Genomic DNA, 22597 nt, shown 5'->3' on the forward strand with positions numbered 1-22597 from the left:
TTTTTTATTTTTAAGGTGTGGTTCTAATAATGATATCAACAGGTCGTTGAGTGCCATCCATACTATAAATGGCTGTATCGGTAACTTTTACAATCGGCCAAGTTTGTAGTTTGCAATTTGCTCTTTGCAGTGCAGTATAGTAGCTATCCGATTTAAAATATGTTTTATTTGAGCGTGCGGTATTGGGCGTCAAAAGTCGTTTAAGCCATGTTTCATTTACTTGGGTTTCAAGAAAACGTAGAGCTAAGATGCTTTTAACACGATTGTTAAATAACCTCCGGTTCTTGGCAATAAGTGGATGGGTAATTAATCGATGTATACCGATTTGACTGTGAGGTAAAATAAAGTGAGGCGTAATTTGAAATACCGTTACAAATTTTGCCTGTTGGCAGATTTTTTCTAAATGCGTTACGGTCTCCTGATCCGTTCCAATAATGGCTACATTTAAATGAGAAAAATCAAATTCTTTAAGTTGATTTGATGACAGAATTTGACCAGTGAAGGCTTCAAAATCCTCAACTGTATTTTGAAAAATAGCTGATTTAGCGACATTATTTTTAAGGTCAATACTCATTTTCCAAAAGTCCTTTTGTTTTTCATTTATGATGATTTTTATCGTTTTAATATAAATAACCAAGCAAGGAGTCTGGGTAAAGTATTTTCAGATAGGTGGTTATCTCATGCTTGATATAGATTCAAACATGAGATGTTGCGTATATATTAATTGCCTGATTTTACTTGCATTAATTGGGTGAAACTATCTAAGCGTTTAGCTGTGTCGTATACATCACAAGTAAAAATAAACTCATCGACTTCATAAGTGTCCAGAAGTTTTTGCAGACCTGAACGTACTGTTTCAACTGAACCGATTTGTGCCATCGTATAGAAGTTTTCAACAGACAGTTGTTCTGCCGTGTTCCATAATCCCTGCATAGATGTAACTGGTGGCTTAAGTTTGAGGCTTTCCCCACGAATTAATCCTAATACACGTTGATAAGCACTTGTTGCCAAGAACTGTGCTTCTTCATCTGTATTAGCAACGACAACTGGAACACCCATTGAAACGTAAGGTTTATCTAGATATTCAGAAGGTTCGAAATTCTCACGATAAAGTTCAATGGCTTGACCAAGCATACGTGGTGCAAAATGTGATGCAAATGAGTAGGGTAAGCCAAGTTTTGCAGCCAACTGGGCACTAAATAAGCTTGAACCTAATAACCAGACAGGTACATGAGTATTTTGTCCAGGTGTCGCAATAATCTTTTGGCCCACTTGAGGTGCTTTGAAATATTGCAAGATTTCTACAACATCTCTCGGGAACTGATCTTCTGTTTCCTGATGTCCGCGGCGTAAGGCACGCATAGTGACCTGATCTGTACCTGGAGCGCGGCCTAAACCTAACTCAATACGGTCTGGATATAAAGTAGCTAATGTACCGAATTGTTCTGCAACCACTAACGGAGCATGGTTTGGCAGCATGATCCCGCCTGAACCTAAACGAATGCGGTGGGTATGAGCCGCGATAAAACCAAGTAAAACAGCTGTTGCCGAACTCGCAATTCCATCCATATTATGATGTTCTGCAAGCCAAAAACGGTCATAACCTAACTTTTCTGCATGTTGGGCAAGCTCTAGTGCATGACGTAATGAAAACTCAATAGTTTTATCATCACGTATAGGGGCAAGCTCCAAAATTGAAAATTTAGTATCTTGAAGTGATCGCATGCGATATTCTCGGAAAACGTTATATCGAAATAATACGATATAAAGAAGCTAATGTATATCGTTTTTTTTCGATATGGCTTTCTTCCTAAAATAAAAAAGCACCACTAGGGTGCCTTTTTAGATTGATATATAAATTAACGATGTTTGTACCAACCACGGTGTAAACCGTTGTCATGACGGTAGTTACCACCTCTGTAATAGCGGCGATCACCATCATAATATCTACGGTCATCACGATCATAACGACGGTCATAACGGTCATCATAGTTACGATCTTGGGCAACTTTACGACCTAGAGCAGAACCACCAGCGGCACCAACTGCTGCACCGATATATCCGCCATTTGTACCGCCCATGTTTTTACCAACGGTGTAACCTGCGCCACCGCCTAAAGCACCACCAATAGCCGCTTCTGTACGGTTACGACGGTCGCTTGCTGCAGCAGCACCACCAGCACCACCTAAAGCTGCACCAATTGTTGCACCTGATGTACCGCCGATACTTTTACCGATTGCTGTTCCTACTACACTACCTAGAGCAGAAGTTGCCGCTACACGGGTACCATTATCTGCATGAGCAACTGTAACCATAGATGTTGTTGCGATTAATGCACTTGCTAACCAAACATTCATTTTCATTGTGGAACTCCATGCTCTTTTCAATAACGAGCAATCTTTATGTCTTGAGCTAAATGTAATTAAAAATTTCGAGAAAATTATGAAGAAGGCACATGCGGATACGATAGTTTTGTGTCTGCTTTGTATTGTTTCTATTAATATATGGATAAACTATGAGCAACTATCTTGGAAACCAAAATTTTTAGTTATAAAAAAACACCCGAAGGTGTTTTTAAGCCGATTTCATCACGGTAATTAGTGACGATGATGACGGTGTTTTTTCTTCCAATATTTAGAAGAACGATCTGCATCACGGTCTTTAGAAATTTTATTACCTAAAGCAGAACCACCTGCTGCACCTAAAGCAGCACCGATGTAACCACCGTTTGTACCACCCATGCTTTTACCAACAGTATAACCTGCACCGCCACCTAAACCACCGCCAATTGCAGATTCTGTACGGTGACGACGGTCACTTGCAACTGCTGCACCACCAGCACCACCTAAAGCAGCACCAATTGTTGCACCAGATGTACCACCCATGCTTTTACCAATTGCAGTACCAGCAACACTACCTAAAGCAGAAGCTGCTGCTACATGAGTTGTGTTGTCAGCATGTGCTACAGTTACCATAGAAGTAGCTAAAACAGCACTACATAATAAAGCATTTAATTTCATCATTTACTCCGTGTCCCAAGTTACAGGACCTTAATATCTTTCGTTACGGCAAATGTAACAAAACACTTCTCTTTAAATGTGGAGAACCTTCACTCGATTATTGGAGTTTAGTGTCTTCTTTGTATGCTTTCTATTAAAATAGAATATTTACTATTCACCTAGAAAAATTAAATACCATTTACAAATATTCAGTTTAGCTAGTCATCATTTGAACATAAGAAATCAATTAAAGCTCGGGTAGCAGAGGACATGTGTTTATGCTGCGCATATAACAAAGAAAAAGGACGTGTATGACCTGCATATGTATTAAGTATAGGTTGTAGTTTTCCTTGTTGAATTTTTTCATTAACAATAAAGTCGTAACTTTGACATATACCTAGCCCGCTTTCAGCAAGAGTTACCACACCCACAATATCTTCTTTTACTAAAATTCGATTTGTTGGTATCCATTGAATTTCCTCATTATCATTTTTTAAAAACCATGGGGTTATTTTGCCGCTACTGGGCAATTCAAAGGCAATACATTGATGATGTTTTAATTCTTCCAAATTTTTTGGAATACCCATGCGCTTCAAATAAGCAGGCGAGGCAACAAGTTTTAAAGGTGCTTGCTCTAAAGGTCTAGCAATAAGGGTGCTGTTAGGAAGTTGTCCTTGACGGATGGCTAAATCAAAACCCTCAGCAATTAAGTCAACGTTTCGATTAGAAATACTAATTTCAATTTGAATGTCCGGATATTTCAAAAGAAATTTTTCTAATAAGGGGGGGAGACGATAGTGCCCATAAGTCGTAGGTACACTTAATTTAATTTTTCCAGAAATTTGTAGCTGTTCACCTTGAACCACGCGTTCAGCATGGTCAATTAACTGAAAAGCATGTTGCATTTTTTCATAGTAAAGCTGACCTGCTTCGGTCAGACTTAAATGGCGAGTAGTTCTTCTAAAAAACTGGATACCTAATTTTTTCTCGAGTCTTGTAATTGTTCTACTAATGACTGAAGGCGTTGTAGATAAATCAATTGCAGCTGCACTAATAGAAAGCTTCTCAGCCACAATTAAAAACACTTCAATATCGGCAAGATGGTCAAATTGACGTGACATTTAGTCCTCAAACGCAAAAAATATTTGCAAAGGTGGTTGTTTATCTACCTCATTGGCAAAAATAGAATATATCCATCCAAAATATAAATCCAGCAAATGGTTGGAATGAAGGTCGAATGATGAAATCTCTAAATAAAATAATGCTTGCAATAGTTACAGCTTCAGCAGCATTAAGTGCAAATGCTGCTCATGTGTTAGTTGTGTTGTCTGATGAAGGACAGTTAGAGCTAAAGAATAAGCAGGTTTTTAAAACAGGTTTTTACTTAAATGAGTTGATGCAGCCTACAAAAATGCTTTTAGATGCAGGGCATACCGTAACATTTGCCACTCCAAAGGGGAAAGCTCCAACGTTAGATGAGTCATCAAATAATGCAATGTATTTTAACCAAGATGAAAAAGCATTAAAGCAATATGCAAATTTATTGCATGATCTAAAATTAACATCTGCTCAAGATTCTCCAGTTGTGAGCCTATCTCGTATTGAACAAATTGGTGTGGGGCAGTTTGATGCTATTTATATTCCAGGTGGGCATGCACCTATGCAAGATCTATTAAAAGATAAACAACTTGGAAAAGTACTTACAGCTTTCCATAAAGCTGGTAAACCTACTGCGTTGGTCTGTCATGGTCCTATTGCATTAATGTCTACTTTACCAAATGCCTCGGAAGTAGTTGGTCAACTCGAACAAGGCAAACCAGTAAAAACTGGCGAATGGATTTATAAAAATTATCAGATGACAGTAATTAGCAATCAAGAAGAAGAGCAAGCGAAGAGCTTATTAAAAGGTGGTTAGATGAAGTTCTATCCACAAACTGCATTAGAGTCACTTGGAGCAAAATATCAAAGCAATACGAAAGCTTGGTCGCCAAATGTAGTGGTGGATCGTGAACTTATTACTGGACAAAATCCAGCTTCGGCTGTTCTTGTCGGTAAAACTTTATTAGAAAAATTAAAATAACTATAAAGGTTAAAGAGACTTTATAAATAAAGTCTCTTTTATTATATGGATTTGGAAAGTTAACGTTTTAAAGGATTACATATGTTATTTAATCGGCATAAACTGTAAACTATGCGCTATTTTTATGATTTGGCTTATCTTCTTATATTTATCTAGATAAGTTTTTTGGACTTTTGAGATATTTCCTCTTATGAAAGCGTCACTCCGTTTACGTCTTGATCAACTCTGTGATCGTCATGAAGAACTTACTGCATTGCTTGCAGATGCAGAAGTGATTTCCGATAACAAACGTTTCCGTAAACTGTCTCGTGAACATAGTGATTTAACTGAAATTACCGAAGTTTGGGGCAAATACCGTCAAGCAGAAGAAGATATTGAAACTGCTGAAATGATGAAGTCGGACCCTGACTTTAAAGATATGGCAGAAGAAGAAATTCAAGCAAATAAAGCATTGCTTGAAGAATTAGAAAGCCAGCTTAATATTTTGATGATTCCAAAAGATCCAAATGACTCTAATGCTGCATATTTAGAAATTCGTGCCGGGACGGGCGGTGATGAAGCTGCAATTTTCTCAGGCGATTTATTCCGTATGTATAGCAAATATGCCGAATCGCAAGGTTGGCGTATTGAAGTCCTTTCTGAAAATGAAGGCGAGCATGGTGGTTTTAAAGAAGTCATTTGCCGTGTAGATGGTGATGGTGTGTATGGCCGCTTAAAGTTCGAAAGTGGCGCGCATCGTGTGCAACGTGTTCCAGCAACTGAATCACAAGGTCGTGTGCATACGTCAGCTTGTACAGTAGCAATCTTGCCTGAAATTGACGTTGATACTAATGTTGAAATTAACCCGGCAGATTTGCGTATTGATACTTACCGTGCGTCAGGTGCGGGTGGTCAGCATATTAACAAAACCGATTCGGCAGTCCGTATTACTCACATTCCAACCGGTACAGTCGTTGAGTGCCAAGAAGAACGTTCACAGCATAAAAATAAAGCTAAGGCGATGGCATTGTTAGTATCACGTTTAGAAAATGCTAAACGTGCAGCAGCCGATGCAGCAACTTCTGAAATGCGCCGTGATTTAGTTGGTTCTGGTGACCGTTCTGAACGTATCCGTACTTATAACTATCCGCAAGGACGTATGACGGATCACCGTATTAACCTAACTTTATATAAGTTAGATGCCATTATGGAAGGTGATTTAACGGAATTGCTCGATAGTTTACATCGTGAATATCAGGCAGATCAGCTTGCGATGCTTGCACAGGAAAATGGCGGCTAATGAATATTGCTCAAGCGCTTGCAATTCGTGGTGAGCCTGACAGTTATGAACGACAGGAAAATGCTTGGCTGCTTGAGCATTTTCTAAAAATCAATTCACTCGAATTAAAGTTCAGACTTGAGCAAGAGTTAACAGCCCAACAAGAACAAGACTACTTGGCTGGTCTTGAACGTATCCAAAATGGTGAACCTTTAGCTTACGTGACAGGTTCGCAGCCATTTTGGACGCTCGATTTAAAAGTAACATCTGATACTTTAGTACCTCGTCCGGATACTGAAGTTTTGGTCGAAACTGTTTTAAATCTAAATTTGCCAAAGAATGCAAATATCGTGGATTTGGGAACGGGAACAGGTGCAATTGCGCTTGCATTGGCAAGTGAACGTCCAGATTGGTTCGTCACAGCAACTGATATTTACGCACCTACTTTAGATGTTGCAAAAGAAAATGCACAAACACACGGCTTGCATCATGTGAAATTTGCTTGTGGCGCTTGGTTTGAAGCACTGGAACCCCAACAATTTGATTTAATTGTTTCTAATCCGCCGTATATCGATCCTGAAGATGAACACATGCAAGCTTTGGCAACAGAACCACGCCGTGCATTGGTTGCAGATCATCAGGGACTGGCTGATATTGAAATTATTATTGCTCAAGGGAAAAACTGGTTAAAACCACAAGGGTGGATTGCACTAGAGCATGGTTATGATCAGGGGCAAGCTGTTCGAAATATATTTGCTGAGCATGGTTTTAGTGAGATTAAAACCATTCAAGACTATGGCCAAAATGATCGAGTTACTTTGGCATGCTGGATTTAAAATTACTTTTGTAGTGTATCCCGCCAACGTAATAACCAATTTTCGATAAATTTCATTAAGGTATCGGTTACTTTACCCAGTAGGGCTAATAAAATAATTGCAATGATAACAATATCTGGTCGAGAGGTTTCTCGGCCATCACTGAGTAAATAGCCAATCCCTTGAGTAGCTGCAATCAGTTCAGCTGCAATCATAAACATCCAAGATAAGCTTAAGCTGTTGCGTAAACCCGTTAAAATGCCTGGAGAGGCTGCGGGTAAAATAATAGATATAATCCGCTGAAAAGCATTAAGCCGATAAACTTTTCCAACTTCAATGAGCTTTCTATCTACATTATGAATTGCTGCAACTGTATTGGTGTAGGTTGGAAAAAATGCTCCGATTGCAATCAATGTAATTTTAGAACCCTCATCAATTCCTAACCAAAGTAATAGCAGAGGGATCCACGCAAGACTTGGAATTGATTTAATTGCTGAAAAGGTCGGTTCTAAATAAGCTTCTGCTTCTTTACTTAATCCAACCCAAATTGCAAAAACTAAACCTAAACCGCTTCCTATAATAAAGCCCAACAGAACACGCCATGTACTAATATAAATGTGGGCAAATAGATCGCTATGAGCTAAATCTAAAAAAGATTGCCATAAACTAGAAGGTGCAGGCAATAGATAAGCATCGATATAGCCATTTCTGGCTAAAAACTCGCAAGCCGCTAAAAAGATGAGTGGAATGAGTAGCGCTTTAAACCAACGTGTAAATTTGTTGTTTAGATGCTTTTTCTGCGATTTTAAAGCCTGCTGAGCTAAGAAGTGATTTAGCTCAGCTTTGTTAAGTGAATCACTCATATACTATTTCACGACTTTTTGAGCAAAACGTGGATCTAATAACTGATCAACCACTTGATTGACGTTCGTACCTTTTCTAACCAAGTCTTCTTCAGTCAAAATTTTTCCAGAACGTTTTAGCGCTTGTGCTTGAGTTGCCGTTGGAATGCTTTGATCAAAGTTGGTTCGGCTCAGTTGTAGTTTAGCCACAGGTAGAGGGAGTTTTGATTCTTGAGCTAAAAGTGCTGCTACTTTATCTGGATTGGCTTTTGCCCATTTTCGGGCTTGTTCATAGGCTTTAATAACGGCTTCAACAGCTTCTGGGCTTTGCTTTGCAAAGTCTTCTTTCACGCTAAGTACGCTATAACTATTAAATGCTACATTACGATAAAGTAATTTGGCACCCGATTGAATTTGAGCTGAAGCCATTAATGGATCAAGCCCAGCCCAAGCATCGACTTGACCACGTTCTAACGCCGTTTTGCCATCTGGATGTTGTAAATGGACCAGTTGTACATCTCGTTTATTCAAGCCTACCGTGTCGAGTGCTTGTAGAGTAAATAAGAAAGGGTCTGTTCCTTTGGTGGCTGCGATTTTCTTACCTTTTAAGTCTTTTAGACTTTTAATAGGTGAATTTTTTGCGACAACAAGGGCGGTCCATTCCGGTTGGCTTTGTACATAAACAGTTTTAATTGGACTACCATTCGCTCGACTTAATACAGCAGCCAATCCAGCGGTAGAAGCAAAATCGATGCTATTACTGTTGAGATATTCTAATGAGCGGTTACTGCCTTGACTGAAAACCCATTTAATTTGAGTATTTGGAAGTGCTTTTTCGAGAAGTTTTTGATCTTTTACCACTAGACTGGTTGGTGCGTAGTAGGCGTAATCAAGTTTAAGTGTAGTCGGAATTGCGGCAAAAGTAGATGAAGCAAATACAAACCCCAATGTTGATGCCAACAAAGTCTTTGGTAGAGAAAATTTTGATTTTAAAGACATGATAAAAATAAAACCGAAATGAAATAATAGATCATCCTTTCATGTGTTTAGAGGCTTACAAACTTAGTTATTTTGATTTGTAAATCAGTTTGAAAGATAAAAGTTTGGATAAAATTGTAAATCTCTGTTTTTATAGTAATTATTAGTTTTTTAAATAATGCATTTATCTGAAATATTGAATTTAAAAGACATAAATATCATAAGCTTAAGCCCTAATGCCTTAAACTTCATTCGATGTATATGTTATTGCTTGAATGTAGTTAAGTTATCTCGATAAGCGCCGGGGCTAACACCTGTCCATTTTTTAAAAGCACGGTGAAATGCACTCGGGTCATGGAAATTTAAGTCTTCACTAATGTCTTGTATTGAATCATTGCTTTTGCTTAAACGTTCAATTGCAATATCACAGCGAATTTCATTTTTGATTTGTTGATAACTCACTCCTTCATGTTTAAGTCGGCGTTGAACGGTAGCTTCTGAAATATTGAGCTGCTGTGCGACATCTTTGAGTTCAGGCCATTCGGCTGGGTGAAGTTTCAATAAATGACGCCGAATAACAACACTTAATGCATTTTCATTTTTAAAGCGAACTAAAAGATTTTGTGGAGTTTGCTCTAAAAAATCGTAAAGCGCTTTTTTATCTTTTTTAATTTTTATATCTAAATAGTGCGCATCAAATTCAATCTGATTTATCTCGGCATTAAAGTCTATATCTTCACAAAAGCGTACCAAATAATCTTGAATATCGTTCGGTTTTGGACAACGTACCGCAATACGGTTTAAGCCAATTCTTTGATCGACTAACCAACACATAAGCCCATGTACCAACATTAAAAAGGTTGCGTAGGTAAACATACGTTTGGGTTGTTCTTGATCATGAATCACCAAATAAGCTTTTTCTTGTTCTCGAATGAGTTCTCCTCGTATATCGTCAAGCACAAAATTAAAAAACTTCAAAATATCGTAGAGCGCTTTTTCTAAAGTTTCAGCCGTACTGACGAGTTTTGTAAGTAATTTATAACTACCACGGCGCATAGGGTGACTATCCATGCCAAAAAACTCGTCATCCATGGCATTGGCAAGTTCTATCCATAATTGTGCATACGTTGCTACCGGAACACGCGCTTTAGGTGTCATAAGTAATTCAGCAGGAATGCCAGCTTTATTCAAAATAATTTGAGTATTGAGCCCTTTGGCATAAGCCGCACTTAATGCTTCATGTACCAGTGCAATCGAAATTGTTCCTTTACTTAAAGAAGATTGGACAACCATGTCAAAGACTCATTTTTTAGGTATTTCACGTGAAATATTTCATATTCAAAATTTGGATTGATCAAAAGCTGCAAGCATTTTGAGGTTTTTTGAAATTGTATCGGAAAAAAACAACTTTTACTCTCACTACTAAGGTTAAAGAACATTTCTATAGGACGTTACATAATGAAAATTCAAGGAAAACATTTTGTGATTACAGGTGGTGGCTCTGGTTTAGGGGCTGCAACTGCTGAGTATTTGGTAAAGCAGGGTGCCTCAGTCACATTAGTAGACATGAATATAGAAGCAGGTGAGCAGCAGGCGAAACAGTTAGGGCCAAAAGCTGACTTTGTAAAACTTGATGTAACCGATGAAGCAGCTGCTGAGCAGTTCTTTAAAGATGTGTTGGTTAAACATGGTCATTTGCATGGTTTGGTTAATTGTGCCGGTATTGGCCCTTCTGCAAAAGTAGTTGGCCGTGAGGGCGTTCATGACTTGGGGTTATTTGCAAAGACTTTAAATATTAATGTCACAGGTACATTTAACATGTTGCGTTTTGCAGCAGATGCAATGAGCAAAAACACGGTTGAAGAAGGTGAAGAGGACCGTGGCATCATTGTGAACACTGCTTCTGTTGCAGCATTTGACGGTCAAATTGGACAGGCAGCTTATTCTGCATCAAAAGGCGCTATTGTGGCGATGACTTTGCCGATTGCTCGTGAGCTAGCACGACATGCCATTCGTATTATGACCATTGCACCGGGAATTATGGAAACTCCAATGCTTAAGGGTATGCCACAAAATGTACAAGATGCTTTGGGGCAAATGGTGCCGTACCCATCTCGTTTAGGAAAACCAGAAGAGTTTGCTCGTTTGGTTGCCCATATTGCTGAAAACTCTTACTTAAATGGTGAAGTCATCCGTTTAGATGGTGCAATTCGCATGGCAGCAAAATAATAAAATAAGGATGTTGAAATGATTCTAAATGCTGAACAAAGTATGGTTCAGGAGATGATGCGTAACTATGCGCAAAATCAGTTAAAACCAACTGCTGCACATCGCGATAAGACCCATGAATTTCCGGCTCAGGAATTAAAAGACTTAGGCGCCCTAGGCGCTATGGGGATGACTGTGCCCGATGAATGGGGCGGTGCCGGAATGGATTATGTATCTTTGGTACTCGCAATTGAGGAAATTGCCGCAGGCGATGGTGCTATTTCGACAATCGTAAGCGTACAAAACTCTTTGATTTGCGGTATTACACTGGCATACGGTTCAGAGCAGCAAAAACAAACCTATTTGCCAAAATTTGCTTCTGGTGAATGGCTAGGATGCTTTTGTTTAACTGAGCCACATGTCGGTTCCGATGCGAGCGCGATTTTATGCAAAGCTGAGCGAGATGGCGACCATTGGGTACTCAATGGCGTAAAGCAATTTATTACCAGTGGTAAAAATGCTCAAGTGGCTTTGGTATTTGCGGTTACAGATAAACAGGCTGGCAAAAAAGGCATTTCGTGCTTTCTTGTACCGACCAATACACCAGGTTACTTGGTGACTCGTATTGAAGACAAAATGGGTCAACATGCTTCGGACACCGCAACCATTACGCTTGAAGACTGCCGAATTCCTTTAGAAAATTTGGTGGGACAAGAAGGTGAAGGTTATAAAATTGCGCTATCTAATTTAGCAGCTGGACGTATTGGTATTGCGGCTCAATCTGTCGGTATGGCAAGAGCGGCTTTTGATGCAGCCGTGCAATACGCAAATGAACGTAAGGCCTTTGGTGTAGAGCTGGTTCAGCATCAGGCGGTTGGTTTTCGCTTAGCTGATATGGCAACTCAGATTGAAGCGGCACATCAGCTAGTTTTGCATGCTGCAACTTTAAAAGATGCGGGACTACCTTGTTTAAAAGAGGCCTCAATGGCGAAACTCTTTGCATCAACTATGGCTGAGCGAGTATGTTCGGATGCAATCCAGATTCATGGCGGTTATGGATACGTCAGTGATTTCCCTGTTGAGAGAATTTATCGGGATGTTCGTGTAAGCCAGATTTATGAAGGTGCTTCTGATATTCAGCGCTTGGTGATTGCTCGTGAAGTGGCTCAAGTTTAGATCATAAGGTATTGAGTTTTTAAACTTAAAACTGCAAGAAGCCGCACACCATGTGCGGTTTCTTGCAATTGAAATGATGCATTTTTGCTATTAGTTTTGTTTGAAATAGATGGAAAAGTTGAAGAAATATTCTTCGAGCTTTAGCTAAAACAATAACAGTCAGGACAGATTTTGTGGCCTTACACAAAATCAATCATCAAACGGAATGAAGGTGAGCATCATGAAAACTTTGGCAGAAGCTTATCAGCAATTTGATCTTACAAGGCTCATCGAAGAGCAACTTGTTGGGCATCCCCAAGCAATAAATGCTTATGTTGAGTGCTGTGAGCGTTATGTAGGAAAAAATATAACAGCGCTTATCTGGGAAGGAAAAAACGGGCAGGCAGAGCACTATACGTTCGAACAACTTGCTGAACTTTCTGGAAAACTTGCTAACTTCTTTAAAGCACAAGGAATTCAAGCTGGAGATTGTATTGCAGGACTTCTACCAAGAACGCCTGAGTTATTAATTACAATTTTGGCAACGTGGCGTATAGGCGCTATTTATCAGCCTTTATTTACTGCCTTTGAAGCAAAATCGATTGATCACCGAATTACGACTGCTCAAACTAAATTGATTGTGACTAATGATGAACAGCGCCCTAAACTGAATACCTTGAATGTTCCGGTTATTGTAACTGTTCATCAAACAGGTCTTTTATCTGAGCATGACTTTGATTTTTGGCAATCTTTACAACGATATTCTGAGCAATGTGAGCCAGTAAATCGTAGCTTTGATGATGACTTTTTAATGATGTTTACCTCTGGTACAACTGGACTTGCGAAGTCTGTACCTGTTCCACTAAAAGCAATTTTGGCATTTAAAGGTTATATGACCCATGCCGTTGATTTGCGTGAAGAGGATATGTTCTGGAATCTGGCAGATCCGGGCTGGGCATATGGTTTGTATTATGGCATTACCGGGCCTTTAAGCTTGGGTCATGGCATTATTATGGATGAGCGTTCATTTAATGTAGATCAGGCAATTGAGTTAATTAAAAAGTATAAAGTAAGTAATTTAACAGGATCACCAACAGCATTTCGAATGTTCTTTGGTTTTAAGGAAAAATTTGACCCTTCAATTAAACAACATTTACGCGTAGTCAGCAGTGCAGGTGAGCCATTAACTCCTGAGGTTGTGAACTGGTTTAAACAAGATTTAGAGGTCAATATTTTTGATCAATATGGCCAAACTGAGCTAGGGATGGTGATTGCAAATCATCATGCTCTTGAGCATCCATTAAAAGTAGGTTCAGCTGGTTTCGCAATTCCTGGACATCGTTTTGCGGTGTTAGACCAAAATTATCAAGAATTGCCAACTGGTGGTGTTGGTATTTTGGCGATGGACGCGGAGCAATCGCCATTAATGTGGTTTAAAGGTTATGGTGGCAATAATCGAAAATCGTTTGTTGGTAAGTATTATTTAACAGGTGACACGGTCACTTTAAATGAACATGGGAGCATTGATTTTGTGGGGCGTGCTGACGATGTCATTACAACATCGGGCTATAGAGTTGGACCATTCGATGTTGAAAGTACTTTATTAGAGTGTGAGGCGGTATTAGAGTCAGCAGTAATTGGTAAGCCAGATCCGGAACGAACCGAAATAGTAAAAGCTTTTGTGGTACTTAAGCCTGCTTACCAAGCGTGTGAAACATTAAAAGATAAGTTACAGCAATATGTTCGTAACCGTTTATCTCGTCATGCTTATCCAAAAGAAATTGAGTTTGTGGACAGTCTACCGAAAACCACGAGCGGAAAAATTCAAAGAGGACTGTTGAAGCAGCAAGAAATTGCAAAAATGCAGCAAGCCTACGCAAGCTAATTTGAACAAAGGGAAATATTTAGAATTTCCCTTTATTCTTTATATTAAAGATCGGCTTTCACTTCCTCACCAATTAAATAAAATGTTCCACCAGCAATATAGTGCAGGCTACGAAGTTCTTTTGGTGCATGTTGAAAATGCCAGTGCCCATCTCTAAAAACGCGGCTATCTGCCCATGCACCTACAACAGAACCAATAAATAGGTCATGAGCTGACTGATTATGTGGTTCAGGAATAAGTTTACATACCAGCCATGCGATACAACCTGATACAAGCGGACTGGTCAGATCTTTTTGATAAAACAGCTCAACCCCGCAGTGTTCAAGTTTTTGTGGGTCATCTAATTTGCTAATGGTACCAAGTTGCTTGGTCATATTGAGCTGTGCATAGCAAGGAACTTGTAGTGTGAAATAACCACTTTGCTCAACCAGCTGTCGGGTTTTAGTACTTTTATCTAAAACGACGGTCACTTTGGCAGGTTTAAACTCTAAGGCACATGCCCATGCGGCAGCCATCACGTTACGGTCATCACCATGCTGAGCAGAGACTAGTACAGTTGGACCATGATTTAACAAACGATAAGCTTTTTCTAACTCTACTGGTGCAATATATGATTGGGACATATTTAGCCTAAGTAATACAGAAAAGGGATAGCTCTATTGTTGCAGAAAGCATGTGAGAAGTAATGTAATAGGGGATTAACTGAATAAAAAAGTTGTTTCCATTTTATAGCTTTCCTAATGACGAACTTAGTCATAAAATCACTTGGCTTCTAAGTGAAAGGATTAACGTGTGACCGAGCTCCAAGATATCGATTTTGTAGAGTTAAGTGATGAAGAAATGCATCTCTATAGCCGTCAGATTTTACTTGATGGATGGGATATTGAAGCTCAGGAAAAACTTAAACTCGCCAATGTATTAATTGTCGGTGCTGGCGGAATAGGCTGTAGTAGCGCGGAACTACTTGCACGAGCAGGAGTTGGGAAAATTACCCTCATTGATGCAGATACCATTGAGATAAGTAATTTACAACGTCAAATCGCATTTGGTCATGAAGATATTGGACGTTATAAAGCTGAAGTTTTAGCTAAACGGTTACAGAAAATTAACCCTTATATCTGTGTTGAATACTTTAACGAACGTTTAGACGAACATAACATTGATAAACTAGTTGAACATCAAGACGTCGTTTTAGATGGCTGTGATAACTTTACAACGCGTTATTTAGTGAATGCAGCTTGTAAAAAGCATCAGGTCGCATTAATTAGCGCTTCTGCAATTGGTTTTCAGGCGCAGATGTTTATGGTTGAAGGTGATTCAGCTTGTTATGAATGTTTGTTCCCAAAAGAACAACATGCCAATGAAGGGCTGCGATGTGCGGAATCTGGTGTGCTTGCGACCACACCTGTAATGATCGCGTCATTACAAGCACATCACACTTTATTGTATTTAGGACTAAACAGAACGCCGCTAAAACAAAAACTGTTACTTTGGGATGGGTTAAATATGACGCAACGCATTGTTAGTTTTGATAAAGACATAAATTGTCCACTTTGTCAGGCAAGCTAATCAGCAAATAAACCAAAATTTGCTACACTTGATTTGAATATTCTGGTTTTAAAGAAATATGAAAAAAAATATTTTATTTGATGGATTGCGCTCAGTTGCCCGCATCGGTGAAACCGCAGTAGTTGCGGCTAAAGCCGGTATTAAGTATGCAACTGATAAGCCAAGTAATGCCAAACTCATGCGTGAGACTTTTGAGTCGCTTGGCTCAACATATATTAAGCTTGGTCAGTTTATCGCGAGTACCCCATCGCTATTCCCACGTGAGTACGTAGAAGAATTCCAAGGCTGTTTAGACCAGACCCCAACTTTACCTTTTAGCTATATTCAAGGTGTACTTGCGTCTGAGTTTGAAGGGCGTGATTTAAGCCAGATTTTTAGTTATATCGATGAAACACCACTAGCTTCTGCCTCAATTGCTCAGGTTCATGCGGCTAAACTAACTACTGGTGAAGATGTCGTTATTAAAGTACAAAAACCGGGTGTTGAAACCATTTTGTACACTGACCTAAATGTGGTGCATTGGGCTGCTAAATTACTTGAACGTGCGGTACCTAAAATTAAATTTGCCGCTCTTTCTGACATTGTTGATGAAATTAAAACCCGTATGGTGCGTGAAGTCGATTTCATTGAAGAAGCACAAAATTTAGATGACTTTGTGGAATATTTAAATATTTCCCAAAATCAAGCTGCTACTGCACCTAAAGTTTATCATCAGTTTTCTACGCGCCGTGTTTTGACAATGCAGCGTTTATATGGGGTACCTTTGACAGACTTTAGCGTGGTTAAACAATATGCTAAAGATCCATCGCAAGTACTGATTACTGCCATGAACACATGGTTTGGTAGCTTAATGTTATGTAAGAGCTTCCATGCGGACTTACATGCTGGAAATCTAATGCTGCTTGAAGATGGCCGTGTTGGTTTTATTGATTTCGGTATTGTCGGGCAGTTAAAGCCGGAAGTTTGGACAGCATGCATTGCATTTATGGATGCTTTACAAAAAACTGATTATCAGGCAATGGCTGAAAACATGCTCAAAATGGGTATGACCCATAATAAAATTGACGTTCAGGTTTTAGCACAAGATCTAGAGCGTTTATTTAATGGTGTGTTAATGGCTGATCCACAGCAGATTTTGGCTTCTAATCCAGCCGATTTAAACGACATCATGATGGATATGGTGGCTGTTGGTGAGCGTCATGGTATTAAATTCCCTCGAGATTTTGCCTTATTATTTAAGCAAATGCTTTATTTCGATCGTTTTATGCGCGTACTCGCACCTTATACTGATATTTATGCAGACCAACGTTTGAAAATGGTTCAAAATATGGAACCTGCTTCGTTGTTAAAGCACTAAGGTCAGTTTAAATTTATGGATGCCATTATTATTGAAGGCTTGAAGGTTGAGACAGTGATTGGCTGTTTCAACTGGGAAAGACAAATCATTCAACCTTTAATGTTGGATTTAACCATCCATAATGATTTGAGCCGAGCTGCAGCGTCTGACAAGCTTGAGGACACACTCAACTATGCCCAGATTTGTGAGTTATCGGCTCAAACCATTCAGAAAGCCAAGCCTGAATTAATTGAGCATGCAGCACATCTCGTTCTGCAATGTCTGTTTGAAACCTTTCCAACAATTGAAAAAATTACCATAACCATCCGTAAGCCAGCCATCATTGCAGAAGCAAATGCTGTAGGAATTCGTCTTGAACGCACCAGAAACAATTTTTGCGCTCGCCCTAGCGAGTAATTTAGACGCAGCACAACACTTTACTTTTGCTTATACGCAATTAGCAACTTTGGGGAAAGTGCAGTTTTCATCTGTTTATCAAATTCCATGCCGAGATGGTATTGGAGATGATTACTGGAACTCAGCGTGTCTATTAAAAAGCACCTTATCATCTGAACAAATTGAATCTTTTTTAAAGAAACTTGAGTCAGATTCTGGGCGTGTTCGACCATCACATCATATTTCTTTAGATGTAGATTTGATTGCATGGGGAAGTGATCTGGACCATATGCAATTTAATTCTAAAAAACTACCTTTGGCACTCGATGTCAAAATCCCTTTATATGAACTCTGGCATTGTGAAACCTTAAAGGCTGATAGCATGATTTATCCAGTCGTTAATTTTAAAGTTTAATACCCTTCAAACTAAATTTTACGCAAACTTTACGCGGGCTTTGACTTCCTCAATAGAGAATTTACGGGCATTTTATCGATACTGAAATTCACTAAATTAGTGTTATTTCAGGACAATAAAGATGCTTATAAATTCTCAAATGCGCATCTTGCATCAGTCTGACATTGTCTTATGCGGACTTAAAAAAAATGATATTTCTCCATCTCTCTTTATTTCCAGTTTGGCAAATCAAGCCAAGGGGTATAGAGGAGAATAGCCATGTTAGAACTTATACTTGTTTTATTTATTGCTATTTTTTTAGCATGGTGCCTCGCTAAATATCTATCCAAAGTGATGACAAATCAGCCGATGGTTGGAGATGGATTATTTCGTTGGATTGAAAATCCTGTTTATCGCTTGTTAGGTGTATCTCCACAACAACAAATGAATTGGAAACAATATTCTCTAGCATTTGTTGTGAGCTGTGTTTTTCTAGCTGTGGCCGTTTTTGCTATTTTTATGACACAAGCATGGCTACCATTAAATCCAAATCATGCACCAAATATGAGTTGGGATTTAGCATTACACACGGTTATTTCATTTTTAACTAATACCAATCAACAGCATTATTCTGGACAAGCTCAATTATCTTATTTGTCGCAAATGACAGGTATTGTGGGCTTGCAAGTCATTACTCCAATGATGGGGCTGGCTTTAGTTGTCGCGACCTTAAGAGCTTTCTTTTATCAGCGCCCAAGCCATATTGCAGCCGATGTTGCCGAGCAGCCAGACCAAATTTTAATTGGGAACTATTGGGCAGATGTAATTCGCCCTACAGTCCGATTCTTACTTCCGCTCTGTTTTGTCTGGTCTTTATTGCTCAATAGCCAAGGCGTACCAGCGACTTTCCAAGGCGGGCCAGAAGTACAGCTGATTGATAAAGCCAATACAGTTCAAACCCAAAAAATTCCTTTAGGACCAGTTGCACCAATGGTAGCGATTAAGCAATTGGGGAGTAATGGTGGTGGTTGGTATGGTCCAAATAGTAGTGTGCCTTTAGAAAATCCGACACCACTTTCTAATTTATTAGAAATGATTGCGATATTACTTATTCCACTTACCGTGATTTTTATGGTTGGGCATTTTACTCAGCGTAAGAAGTTTGCTTACTTTGTGTTTGGTAGCATGCTTTTCATGTCGATTATTTCAGGTGCGGCGGCTGTCTGGTCTGAGAGTATGTCATCGACAGCATCTCAACTTGCCGTAATGGAAGGTAAAGAACAACGTTTTGGACCAGCCGCATCAGCAGTTTGGGCAGCGATCACTACGCAGGTGAATAACGGTTCGGTCAATATGATGCATGATTCTTCAGCACCGCTTACCGGTTTAGTCGAACTCATTAACATGCTGATTAATGCCATTTGGGGTGGTGTGGGCTGTGGTCTGCAACAGTTTATGATTTATCTGTTACTCGCAGTATTTATTGCAGGTTTAATGACAGGTCGTACCCCTGAATTGTTTGGACGCAAGATTGAAGCGGCAGAAATTAAGTTGCTCGCGATTATTATCTTGATTCAACCTTTAGTCATTCTTGCGTTTACTGCATTAAGCCTCAGCATTCCAAGCATATCTGGAATTAGTAATCCAGGACCACACGGTATTAGCCAAGTGTTCTATGAATATGTTTCTGCGTTTGCTAATAACGGTTCAGGTTTTGAAGGTCTTGGAGACAACACTGTATGGTGGAATGTCACTTGTAGTATTGCTCTACTGTTAGGACGTTTTCCGACCTTAATTTTGCCATTAATGGTCGCAACACGTTTAGCAGCAAAAAGAAAAGCACCCGAAACAGCAGGTAGTCTTCAGGTTGAAACACCAACCTTTGCTTTAACGCTGATTACGATTGTTGTGTTGCTTACCTTATTACAATTTATGCCAGTTCTTGTCCTTGGGCCAATTGCCGATCAACTTTTGTTGGTTAAAGGCTAAGGAGGCGAGTGAAAAATGAATACACAAACTCATGTAAATAGCCATAAAAAAACCATGGCAGTGCCAAATTTTGAAGTTTGGAAAAATGCATTTGTGAAACTGCTACCACAGCATGCAATTAAAAACCCTGTGATGGCAATTGTATGGCTTGGAACAGTGGTTACAGGCATTAGTACAATCTTAGGTTACACCACGCTGTTATTTGGTTTAGTGGTTACAGCAATTCTGTTTATTACCATTTTATTTGCTAACTATGCCGAAGCTGTTGCAGAGGCCAGAGGTCGTGGACAGGCATCTTCATTACGTGCAGCAAGAGAAAATTTAACGGCTCGAAGACTCAACTCTTTGACAGACCGTCAAGCGACTCAAGTTGCAGCGACCGAACTTCATTTAAATGATTTTATTGAAGTTCATGCAGGTGAGCTTGTTCCAGCCGACGGTGAGATTGTAGAAGGCTTTGCAACTATTAATGAATCGGCTGTTACAGGTGAGTCTGCACCTGTGCTACGTGAAGCTGGAACAGACCGTTCAGGTGTTATTGGTGGAACCAAAGTTCTTACAGATCGTATTGTTGTGCAAGTGACTGCTGAATCTGGTCAAAGTTTCTTAGACCGTATGATTGCTTTGGTCGAAGGCTCAAATCGCCAGAAAACTCCGAATGAGATTGCGCTTAGCTTCTTGTTAATGGTGATGACAATCACGTTTTTAATTGTCGTGATTAGCTTGCCATTTATTGCCAAGTATTTGCATATTGAACTTGATCCAGTCGTGCTCGTGGCGTTATTGGTCTGCTTGATTCCTACAACCATTGGTGGCTTGTTACCTGCGATTGGTATTGCGGGGATGAACCGTGCACTCAAAGCCAATGTTTTGGCAAAATCAGGTAAAGCTGTAGAAGTCGCGGGTGACATTGATGTGCTTTTACTCGATAAAACAGGAACCATTACTCATGGTGACCGTCAAGCGACTTCATTTTATCCCTTAACTTCGGTAACCGAGTCAGAGTTGAGAGCTGCTGCTTGGGTAAGTTCACTTGCCGACCCAACACCAGAAGGGAAATCGATTGTTAAGTTAGCAAAAGAACAAGGTTTAAAACAGCAAGAACCTGAGCAAGCCGAATTTATCTCTTTTAGTGCTTCGACTCGAATTTCTGGTGTGAATTTACCGAATGGTGACCAAATTCGTAAAGGTGCTTTAGATGCAATCTTAAAGTTTGTAGATGAAGATTATTCTCAAGATTTAGAATTAAAAGCGCGTGTTGAACAAGTTGCCAAAAAAGGAGCAACGCCTTTAGTCGTCGCTAATCAACATCATGTATTGGGCGTGATTGAGCTTTCAGATGTGATTAAACACGGCATTAAAGAACGTTTTTCTCGTTTAAGAGAAATGGGCATCAAAACCGTTATGGTTACAGGTGATAACTCATTAACTGCGGCCGCGATTGCTGCTGAAGCTGGTGTAGATGATTATATTGCCGAAGCAAAACCAGAAGACAAATTGGCTTGTATTCGCACCGAACAACAACAAGGTCGTTTAGTTGCAATGGTCGGTGACGGAACCAATGACGCGCCAGCATTAGCACAAGCAGATATTGGTTTAGCCATGAACTCGGGTACACAAGCTGCAAAAGAAGCTGGCAATATGGTTGATTTAGACTCAGACCCAACCAAATTACTTGCTGTGGTCGAGATTGGGAAACAGCAGCTGATTACCCGTGGCGCTTTAACAACATTTTCGTTAGCAAACGACGTCTCTAAATACTTTGCCATCTTGCCTGCATTGTTCGCTGCTGCGATTCCACAAATGCAAGTATTGAATGTGATGCACTTAGCAAGTCCAAACAGCGCGATTTTATCTGCATTAATTTTTAACGCGATTATTATCCCGTTATTAATTCCAATCGCACTCCGAGGCGTGAAATTTAAACCTTCAACTGCAACTCAGTTACTACGTCGAAATGTGTTGATTTATGGAGTAGGCGGTGTGGTTCTGCCATTCATTGCCATTAAAGCGATTGATGTGGTGATTGTTCAATTATTTGGTTTGTAATCTGGAGTTTGAAATGAAAACTTATGTACAAAATTCAGAAGCAAATTTGGGTCAGACCTTAAGAGCATCTTTCGGACTTCTAATTTTTACCTTAGTTGGCTGTGGCGCTGCTTATAGTGCGATTGCTACAGGTGCGGGACAGGTGTTATTCAACAATCAAGCAAATGGTAGTTTGATTGAAATAGATCATAAAGTTTTAGGGTCAAAATTAGTTGCTCAGCCATTTGTTGGAGAGGCTTATTTTCATCCACGTCCTTCAGCAGTCGCTTATGACCCGATGGCGATGGCAGGTACAAACTTAGCGCGTACTAATCCTGAACTACAGCAACAAATTGATGCTCAGATTCTTGCGGTGAAAAAACAAGACCACACAGGTAATAACCCTATTCCAAGTGATTTAGTGACTAAATCTGGTAGTGGTATCGATCCGTATATTAGTCCTGAATCTGCTCAGTTACAGGTTGCTCGAGTGGCCCAAGCGCGTCATTTAGACCCTAAGATTGTGGAAGAGCTTTTGCAAAAGTATGTTGAACCGAAGCAGTTTGATGTATTGGGGCAAGCCCGTGTTAATGTATTAGAGCTCAATATTGCTTTAGATCAATTACAATCTACACATTAACTTAAAAATAAAGTTGTTAGTTTAC

The 22597-nt window shown here is 39.6% G+C and carries 21 protein-coding genes and 1 pseudogene; 13 read left to right on the forward strand and 9 right to left on the reverse strand.

Features of this window, described 5'->3' with window-relative positions:
- Positions 1-10: 10 nt before the first annotated feature.
- From R5R67_RS02630 to R5R67_RS02650, 5 genes are all read right to left on the reverse strand, one after another.
- Positions 11-574 carry a flavoprotein gene (locus R5R67_RS02630; RefSeq protein WP_318754746.1) on the reverse strand — a complete coding sequence of 188 codons (564 nt, stop codon included), beginning with the start codon at positions 572-574 and terminating at the stop codon, positions 11-13.
- Between the two features lie 146 nt (positions 575-720).
- Complete coding sequence (locus R5R67_RS02635; RefSeq protein WP_001257195.1) at positions 721-1725, reverse strand: LLM class flavin-dependent oxidoreductase; 1005 nt, start codon at positions 1723-1725, stop codon at positions 721-723.
- A gap of 134 nt (positions 1726-1859) precedes the next feature.
- Positions 1860-2363, reverse strand: a complete 504-nt coding sequence (locus R5R67_RS02640) for a hypothetical protein (protein WP_000783724.1) — start codon at positions 2361-2363, stop codon at positions 1860-1862.
- 234 nt (positions 2364-2597) lie between these two features.
- Positions 2598-3020 carry a glycine zipper domain-containing protein gene (locus R5R67_RS02645; protein WP_000772607.1) on the reverse strand — a complete coding sequence of 141 codons (423 nt, stop codon included), beginning with the start codon at positions 3018-3020 and terminating at the stop codon, positions 2598-2600.
- A 197-nt stretch (positions 3021-3217) separates the two neighbouring features.
- The gene (locus R5R67_RS02650) at positions 3218-4120 is read right to left on the reverse strand and encodes a LysR family transcriptional regulator (RefSeq protein ID WP_000089861.1); all 903 of its coding nucleotides are present in this window, start codon (positions 4118-4120) and stop codon (positions 3218-3220) included.
- Between the two features lie 119 nt (positions 4121-4239).
- On the opposite strand from R5R67_RS02650, the pseudogene R5R67_RS02655 reads away from it, so the two are divergent.
- The 3 genes and pseudogenes from R5R67_RS02655 to prmC all read left to right on the forward strand — a co-directional run bounded on the left by R5R67_RS02655 (position 4240) and on the right by prmC (position 7173).
- Positions 4240-5079 (forward strand): annotated as a pseudogene (locus R5R67_RS02655) (type 1 glutamine amidotransferase domain-containing protein).
- 190 nt (positions 5080-5269) lie between these two features.
- A complete protein-coding gene (prfA, locus tag R5R67_RS02660; RefSeq protein WP_000648005.1) occupies positions 5270-6358 on the forward strand; it encodes a peptide chain release factor 1 in 1089 nt (362 codons plus the stop codon).
- The gene (gene prmC, locus R5R67_RS02665; protein WP_001017492.1) at positions 6358-7173 is read left to right on the forward strand and encodes a peptide chain release factor N(5)-glutamine methyltransferase; all 816 of its coding nucleotides are present in this window, start codon (positions 6358-6360) and stop codon (positions 7171-7173) included. Before prfA ends, prmC begins: the two co-directional genes overlap by 1 nt.
- 2 nt (positions 7174-7175) lie before the next feature.
- Here prmC and R5R67_RS02670 read toward each other — a convergent pair whose 3' ends face one another.
- The 3 genes from R5R67_RS02670 to R5R67_RS02680 form a co-directional block, all read right to left on the reverse strand.
- Positions 7176-8015: an ABC transporter permease gene (locus R5R67_RS02670; RefSeq protein WP_001285159.1), complete on the reverse strand. Its 840-nt coding sequence runs from the start codon at positions 8013-8015 to the stop codon at positions 7176-7178.
- 3 nt (positions 8016-8018) lie between these two features.
- On the reverse strand, positions 8019-8993 hold the full coding sequence (locus R5R67_RS02675) for an aliphatic sulfonate ABC transporter substrate-binding protein (protein ID WP_000054099.1): 975 nt from the start codon (positions 8991-8993) through the stop codon (positions 8019-8021).
- Positions 8994-9236: 243 nt separating this feature from the next.
- Positions 9237-10265 (reverse strand): AraC family transcriptional regulator, encoded by a 1029-nt coding sequence (locus tag R5R67_RS02680; RefSeq protein ID WP_000261454.1) that lies wholly within the window; start codon positions 10263-10265, stop codon positions 9237-9239.
- A 165-nt stretch (positions 10266-10430) separates the two neighbouring features.
- On the opposite strand from R5R67_RS02680, the gene R5R67_RS02685 reads away from it, so the two are divergent.
- The 3 genes from R5R67_RS02685 to R5R67_RS02695 all read left to right on the forward strand — a co-directional run bounded on the left by R5R67_RS02685 (position 10431) and on the right by R5R67_RS02695 (position 14220).
- Positions 10431-11201 (forward strand): 3-hydroxyacyl-CoA dehydrogenase, encoded by a 771-nt coding sequence (locus R5R67_RS02685; RefSeq protein ID WP_000701528.1) that lies wholly within the window; start codon positions 10431-10433, stop codon positions 11199-11201.
- An 18-nt stretch (positions 11202-11219) separates the two neighbouring features.
- Positions 11220-12356, forward strand: a complete 1137-nt coding sequence (locus R5R67_RS02690; protein WP_000602463.1) for an acyl-CoA dehydrogenase family protein — start codon at positions 11220-11222, stop codon at positions 12354-12356.
- 220 nt (positions 12357-12576) lie between these two features.
- Positions 12577-14220, forward strand: a complete 1644-nt coding sequence (locus tag R5R67_RS02695; RefSeq protein WP_000853295.1) for an AMP-binding protein — start codon at positions 12577-12579, stop codon at positions 14218-14220.
- 44 nt (positions 14221-14264) lie between these two features.
- Here R5R67_RS02695 and R5R67_RS02700 read toward each other — a convergent pair whose 3' ends face one another.
- On the reverse strand, positions 14265-14843 hold the full coding sequence (locus R5R67_RS02700; protein WP_000083684.1) for a flavin reductase family protein: 579 nt from the start codon (positions 14841-14843) through the stop codon (positions 14265-14267).
- Positions 14844-15012: 169 nt separating this feature from the next.
- On the opposite strand from R5R67_RS02700, the gene R5R67_RS02705 reads away from it, so the two are divergent.
- From R5R67_RS02705 to kdpC, 7 genes are all read left to right on the forward strand, one after another.
- Complete coding sequence (locus R5R67_RS02705) at positions 15013-15789, forward strand: HesA/MoeB/ThiF family protein (protein WP_000137900.1); 777 nt, start codon at positions 15013-15015, stop codon at positions 15787-15789.
- A gap of 58 nt (positions 15790-15847) precedes the next feature.
- Positions 15848-17146, forward strand: a complete 1299-nt coding sequence (locus tag R5R67_RS02710) for an ABC1 kinase family protein (RefSeq protein WP_000739367.1) — start codon at positions 15848-15850, stop codon at positions 17144-17146.
- Positions 17147-17161: 15 nt separating this feature from the next.
- Positions 17162-17542, forward strand: coding sequence for a dihydroneopterin aldolase (gene folB, locus R5R67_RS02715; RefSeq protein WP_000338779.1), 381 nt, complete (start codon positions 17162-17164; stop codon positions 17540-17542).
- A complete protein-coding gene (locus R5R67_RS02720; RefSeq protein ID WP_000993395.1) occupies positions 17499-17936 on the forward strand; it encodes a 2-amino-4-hydroxy-6-hydroxymethyldihydropteridine diphosphokinase in 438 nt (145 codons plus the stop codon). Before folB ends, R5R67_RS02720 begins: the two co-directional genes overlap by 44 nt.
- Before the next feature lie 258 nt (positions 17937-18194).
- Positions 18195-19904 carry a potassium-transporting ATPase subunit KdpA gene (kdpA, locus tag R5R67_RS02725; RefSeq protein WP_000891198.1) on the forward strand — a complete coding sequence of 570 codons (1710 nt, stop codon included), beginning with the start codon at positions 18195-18197 and terminating at the stop codon, positions 19902-19904.
- A gap of 15 nt (positions 19905-19919) precedes the next feature.
- Positions 19920-21953: a potassium-transporting ATPase subunit KdpB gene (gene kdpB, locus R5R67_RS02730; RefSeq protein ID WP_001097164.1), complete on the forward strand. Its 2034-nt coding sequence runs from the start codon at positions 19920-19922 to the stop codon at positions 21951-21953.
- A gap of 13 nt (positions 21954-21966) precedes the next feature.
- The gene (kdpC, locus tag R5R67_RS02735; protein WP_000861108.1) at positions 21967-22572 is read left to right on the forward strand and encodes a potassium-transporting ATPase subunit KdpC; all 606 of its coding nucleotides are present in this window, start codon (positions 21967-21969) and stop codon (positions 22570-22572) included.
- Positions 22573-22597: the final 25 nt, after the last annotated feature.

This window comes from Acinetobacter sp. OYA S30 (assembly GCF_033599315.1).
Taxonomy (GTDB): Bacteria; Pseudomonadota; Gammaproteobacteria; order Pseudomonadales; family Moraxellaceae; genus Acinetobacter; species Acinetobacter baumannii.

Coding starts and splice junctions, on each gene's coding strand:
- R5R67_RS02675 (WP_000054099.1), bottom strand. CDS start 8,993: ATGTCTTTAAAATCAAAATTTTCTCTACCAAAGACTTTGTTGGCATCA.
- R5R67_RS02670 (WP_001285159.1), bottom strand. CDS start 8,015: ATGAGTGATTCACTTAACAAAGCTGAGCTAAATCACTTCTTAGCTCAG.
- R5R67_RS02695 (WP_000853295.1), top strand. CDS start 12,577: ATGAAAACTTTGGCAGAAGCTTATCAGCAATTTGATCTTACAAGGCTC.
- R5R67_RS02700 (WP_000083684.1), bottom strand. CDS start 14,843: ATGTCCCAATCATATATTGCACCAGTAGAGTTAGAAAAAGCTTATCGT.
- R5R67_RS02710 (WP_000739367.1), top strand. CDS start 15,848: ATGAAAAAAAATATTTTATTTGATGGATTGCGCTCAGTTGCCCGCATC.
- R5R67_RS02640 (WP_000783724.1), bottom strand. CDS start 2,363: ATGAAAATGAATGTTTGGTTAGCAAGTGCATTAATCGCAACAACATCT.
- R5R67_RS02685 (WP_000701528.1), top strand. CDS start 10,431: ATGAAAATTCAAGGAAAACATTTTGTGATTACAGGTGGTGGCTCTGGT.
- R5R67_RS02680 (WP_000261454.1), bottom strand. CDS start 10,265: ATGGTTGTCCAATCTTCTTTAAGTAAAGGAACAATTTCGATTGCACTG.
- folB (WP_000338779.1), top strand. CDS start 17,162: ATGGATGCCATTATTATTGAAGGCTTGAAGGTTGAGACAGTGATTGGC.
- kdpA (WP_000891198.1), top strand. CDS start 18,195: ATGTTAGAACTTATACTTGTTTTATTTATTGCTATTTTTTTAGCATGG.
- R5R67_RS02650 (WP_000089861.1), bottom strand. CDS start 4,120: ATGTCACGTCAATTTGACCATCTTGCCGATATTGAAGTGTTTTTAATT.
- R5R67_RS02690 (WP_000602463.1), top strand. CDS start 11,220: ATGATTCTAAATGCTGAACAAAGTATGGTTCAGGAGATGATGCGTAAC.
- R5R67_RS02630 (WP_318754746.1), bottom strand. CDS start 574: ATGAGTATTGACCTTAAAAATAATGTCGCTAAATCAGCTATTTTTCAA.
- R5R67_RS02645 (WP_000772607.1), bottom strand. CDS start 3,020: ATGAAATTAAATGCTTTATTATGTAGTGCTGTTTTAGCTACTTCTATG.
- kdpC (WP_000861108.1), top strand. CDS start 21,967: ATGAAAACTTATGTACAAAATTCAGAAGCAAATTTGGGTCAGACCTTA.
- prmC (WP_001017492.1), top strand. CDS start 6,358: ATGAATATTGCTCAAGCGCTTGCAATTCGTGGTGAGCCTGACAGTTAT.
- R5R67_RS02635 (WP_001257195.1), bottom strand. CDS start 1,725: ATGCGATCACTTCAAGATACTAAATTTTCAATTTTGGAGCTTGCCCCT.
- prfA (WP_000648005.1), top strand. CDS start 5,270: ATGAAAGCGTCACTCCGTTTACGTCTTGATCAACTCTGTGATCGTCAT.
- kdpB (WP_001097164.1), top strand. CDS start 19,920: ATGAATACACAAACTCATGTAAATAGCCATAAAAAAACCATGGCAGTG.